Annotated in this window: 4 protein-coding genes; 2 read left to right on the top strand and 2 right to left on the bottom strand. The window is 43.3% G+C overall.

The features are described 5' to 3' along the window. Nucleotides 1–207: 207 nt before the first annotated feature. Nucleotides 208–909, bottom strand: coding sequence for a purine-nucleoside phosphorylase (deoD, locus tag ABYB02_RS14905; protein WP_372763196.1), 702 nt, complete (start codon nt 907–909; stop codon nt 208–210). Continuing rightward, the gene (locus ABYB02_RS14900; RefSeq protein ID WP_372763195.1) at nt 906–2,138 is read right to left on the bottom strand and encodes a phosphopentomutase; all 1,233 of its coding nucleotides are present in this window, start codon (nt 2,136–2,138) and stop codon (nt 906–908) included. Before ABYB02_RS14900 ends, deoD begins: the two co-directional genes overlap by 4 nt. Nucleotides 2,139–2,328: 190 nt before the next feature. Here ABYB02_RS14900 and udk point away from each other — a divergent pair, with 190 nt between their 5' ends. Together udk and ABYB02_RS14890 are read left to right on the top strand one after the other, a co-directional pair. Next, complete coding sequence (gene udk / locus ABYB02_RS14895; protein WP_372763194.1) at nt 2,329–2,958, top strand: uridine kinase; 630 nt, start codon at nt 2,329–2,331, stop codon at nt 2,956–2,958. A 17-nt stretch (nt 2,959–2,975) separates the two neighbouring features. Then, entirely contained in the window at nt 2,976–4,199 is a 1,224-nt protein-coding gene (locus ABYB02_RS14890; protein ID WP_372763193.1) for a NupC/NupG family nucleoside CNT transporter, read from the top strand. Nucleotides 4,200–4,614 lie beyond the last annotated feature (415 nt).

Raw genomic sequence — 4,614 nt, 5'->3', positions numbered from 1 at the left:
GCCCGAAGCCCGAAGCCCGAAGCCCGAAGCCCGAAGCCCGAAGCCCGAAGCCCGAAGCCCGAAGCCCGAAGCCCGAAGCCCGAAGCCTACAATAAAAAAAGCCGCATAAATGCGGCTTTGGGGGTTTAGTCTCACTTCACTTTGGGCGTGTCTCCAAAATTAAGTGAATACGTTACCAAGGAACTTTTAAACATTGCCTGTCGCGAATTAAATAGACTCGAGGGCAATTTTAACCATTTCGTTAAAGGTGCTTTGACGCTCTTCTGCTGGTGTGGCTTCATGGGTAATAACATGATCGCTCACGGTAAATAATGCCATGGCTTTTGCACCATATTCAGCAGCTACGCCATATAAACCGGCGGTTTCCATATCAACAGCCAGCACCCCTAATTTATCTAAATCTTTATAAAAGGTATCGTCTGCTTGATAAAAAGTGTCGGTGGTAAATACATTACCTACTTTTGCTTTAATACCCAAATCTTTAGCAGCATTTACACCGTTTAATAGCAAATCGAAATCTGCAATCGCCGCAAAGTCGGTGCCACGTACACGGGCACGGTTTACATTTGAGTCGGTACAGGCGCCTTGGGCAAAAATAACGTCGCGAATTTTAATGTCGCTACCAATGCCGCCACAGGTACCAATACGAATAATGTTTTTCACCCCATAGCTTACAATTAGCTCGCGAGCGTAAATAGACATAGAGGGAATACCCATGCCTGAGCCCATAATGCTAACTTTTTTACCTTTATAAGTGCCGGTAAAGCCAAACATATTACGTACGCCGGTTACTTGCACGGCGTCATCTAAAAAGTTTTCGGCAATATATTGTGCCCGCAACGGATCGCCTGGCATTAATACTGTTTCGGCAAAATCACCAAGGTTTGCACTGATATGCGGTGTACTCATGAATTGTTTTCCTTTTTAGTTTGCTTTAGCTTATTTACAAAGCTGTCGCCATATTCAAGTGCAGATAAATTAAACCACTGTGCCAGGGTTTGACCTATGTCTGCAAAACTATTGCGCTCACCAAGCGGGGTGTTACGCATACCCGGTTGATAAGCAATAACTGGTACATATTCACGGGTATGCTCCGTACCTGGAAAGGTCGGATCACAACCATGATCGGCAGTAATAATTAGTAAATCATCGGCATTTAATTGCGCTAAAATAGTGGGCAAATAATCGTCGAATTCTTTTAACGCTTTTGCGTAGCCAACAGGGTTACGGCGATGACCAAACTTTTCGTCAAAATCAACTAAGTTAGTAAAAATCAAGCTGTGCTGTGGCGCTGTTTGCATCACTTCGCTGGTTTTTTCAAGCAAATTCATTAAGCCAGGGGCTTTGTGCTTTTGCGTAATTCCCTGATGTGCATAGATATCTGAAATTTTACCTATGCTGATCACTTCACCGCCGTCAGCGGCCAATTTATCAAGTAATGTCGGCGCTGGCGGTAACACCGAATAGTCACGACGATTACCGGTACGGGCAAAGTTTTCATTGTTTGTGCCCAAAAATGGCCGCGCTATCACTCGTCCTATATTCATTTCATCAAGCAACGACCGTGCAATTTCGCATACCTGATAAAGTTTTTCTAAGCCAAATGATTCTTCGTGCGCGGCTATTTGAAATACGCTGTCAGCCGAGGTGTAACAGATGGGTTTACCTGTTTTGATATGTTCTTCACCTAGCTGTTCTAAAATAGTGGTGCCTGATGCATGGCAATTGCCTAAAATGCCAGGAATATCGCTTCGTGCGATTAGTTCATCAACAAATTGTTGCGGAAAGCTGGGCGGTTGCTTAGGAAAATAGCCCCACTCAAACAACACCGGTACACCAGCCATTTCCCAATGGCCAGAAGGGGTGTCTTTACCACTTGAAAGCTCTTTAGCATAGCCCCAAGCACCCTGTGGCGCTTGACGGTCGCTAATTAAGCAAGGCTCTTTACCGGCCGCTTCACAGGCGTCAACAAGTCCTAATTTTGACAGGTTAGGTAACGCTAAAGCGCTTCCCGTTTCTTCATAATAGGCGTTGAGTAGGTGTGCGAACGTATTAGCACCGAGATCACCAAATTTATCGGCATCGGGTGCAGCCCCGATCCCTAAACTGTCTGCCATTAAGATAATTGCTCTTGCCATTGTGACCTTCCTTAATTATAAGCGGTTACTTTATCCGCTCTTCGATTTTACCGTACAGGACATAAGTCCTGTGACATATACCGCAAACATTATAAATTTACGTTCTTAAGCGATGCAAAAGAGATTAATCGTGTCTTTTTTGCTATTGTGATCTACCAACAATATATCTCCTGTGTGGGTGAGAACTTTAGTGACACGAACAATTATAGCCATTGCTGGCGCATCAGCGTCAGGGAAATCTCTTTTTAGCCAAACTATATACAAAGAATTGGTTAACGAACTGGAACCAGGCGCTATCGCCATTATTGAAGAAGATGCTTATTATAAGGATCAGTCGCATTTGCCTATGGCACACCGTACGCAAACGAATTACGACCATCCAGATGCATTTGAACATAAGTTAATGCTACAGCATTTAACGCAGCTTCGTAACGGTGAGTCTGTTGAAGTACCAATGTACGACTACTCGCAACATACGCGTAGTGAAACTACACGTAAAGTGGCAGCGGCGCAAATCTTGATTGTTGAGGGCATTTTATTACTCAGCGATAAAGCGCTAAACAAAGAATTTGATATCAAGGTGTTTATCGATACACCGCTAGATATTTGCTTAATGCGTAGAATGCAACGCGACATGGAGAAAAGAGGCAGAACGTTACAATCTGTTGTTGATCAATATCAGGCAACTGTTAGACCGATGTTTTATCAATTTATTGAGCCTTCAAAACATAATGCAGATTTAGTTGTGACTAGAGGCGGTATGAATCGCGTTGCGATTGATATTATAAAAAGTAAAATTAAAGACATTTTACAAGAATAATAACGGGAAACATTTGTATGACAACATTTATGAGCTTAGTGGGCATGGTTGTGCTGCTAAGTATTGCCTTTGTAGCGTCAACCAATCGTAAAGCAATTAGTTTTAGAACCGTGGGCATTGCCTTTGTAATGCAGGTTGTGATTGGCGGCTTTGTCTTGTTTTTTGATGCCGGTAAAAACGCCTTAGCGGCTATGTCTCGTGGTGTTTCGTCAGTGATTGGCTACGCCAACGACGGCATCGGCTTTTTATTTGGTCCACTGGCGTCACAAGACACATTAGGGTTTATTTTTGCCATTCAAGTATTGCCGGTTATTGTGTTCTTCTCAGCCTTAGTGGCTGTGTTGTATCACTTAGGCATTATGGATTGGATTATTAAGATTTTGGGCGGCGCGTTACAAAAACTGTTAAACACTTCGCGCACCGAATCACTCTCGGCAACCGCTAATATTTTTGTTGGCCAAACCGAAGCGCCACTAATTGTTAAGCCATTTATTGCCACCATGACCAAATCGGAATTGTTTGCAGTAATGGTAGGTGGTTTAGCCACCGTGGCAGGCTCAGTAATGGCCGGTTACGTTATTATAGGTATAGAGCTTAAATACCTAATTGCAGCCAGCTTTATGGCGGCGCCGGGTGGATTTTTAATGGCCAAAATGATTGTGCCAGAAACAGAAACACCTAAAGATAATTTAGCCGATTTAGATTTAGACGATGATAAACCGGTAAACGTAATTGATGCAGCGGCATCGGGTGCGGCCAGCGGCATGCATTTAGCGCTTAATGTGGGTGCCATGCTACTAGCGTTTGTAGCACTGATTGCGTTATTAAACGGTTTATTAGGCGGTATTGGCGGTTGGTTTGATTACCCAACGCTTACGCTACAAGAAATTTTAGGTTATGTATTTGCTCCGGTTGCATGGTTACTTGGTGTGCCATGGCATGAAGCATTCATAGCGGGAAGCTTTATTGGTCAAAAGTTAGTAGTGAATGAATTTGTTGCTTACTTAGACTTTATAAATTATCGCGATACGTTAAGTGCGCATACACAAGCAATTGTTACTTTTGCACTGTGTGGCTTTGCTAACTTATCATCGATAGCCATTTTACTAGGTGGACTGGGCGGTATGGCGCCAAGTCGGCGAAAGGATATCGCGCGCTTAGGGCTCAGAGCAGTGTTAGCAGGATCTATGGCTAACCTGATGAGCGCAGCAATTGCGGGTTTTTTCCTCTCACTAGCTTAGAAACTTAATGAGACGAACCTCTGTTGCAAAACAATAAGATAGCGCTTTAAGGGGTTAAAGCACTATCTGACTTGAACGATACTTCACCAAGGGCCGCAAGGCCCTTTTATCGTTTCTGCGGCAAAGAAAATAGCAGCCTAGCAATCAGACAGCAAAAAACCAGCTACGGTTCTCGTGCTTCGTGCATCAGGCTAAGAGCGGCGGGCTAAGCGCCTCGAACCTAGTACCTAAAACCTAGAACCTAGCCCTTATCATTTCCCTGCTACCCCATGTATATTACAAGTCAGTTAAGTTTTTCTGAGAACTAGCGGCTGATATTTAAACACTTTGTTTTGACTATAAATTATTACCACTTAGTGCTAATGTTTAGGTTATAAACGTAGCTTTTAACATACACTAAGTTAAAATTTTAGCT

Source organism: Pseudoalteromonas sp., from assembly GCF_041613455.1.
In the GTDB taxonomy this organism is placed as follows: Bacteria; Pseudomonadota; Gammaproteobacteria; order Enterobacterales; family Alteromonadaceae; genus Pseudoalteromonas.
Note: the sequence above shows the minus strand (reverse complement) of the source record. Positions and strands in the feature narration are given on the sequence as shown.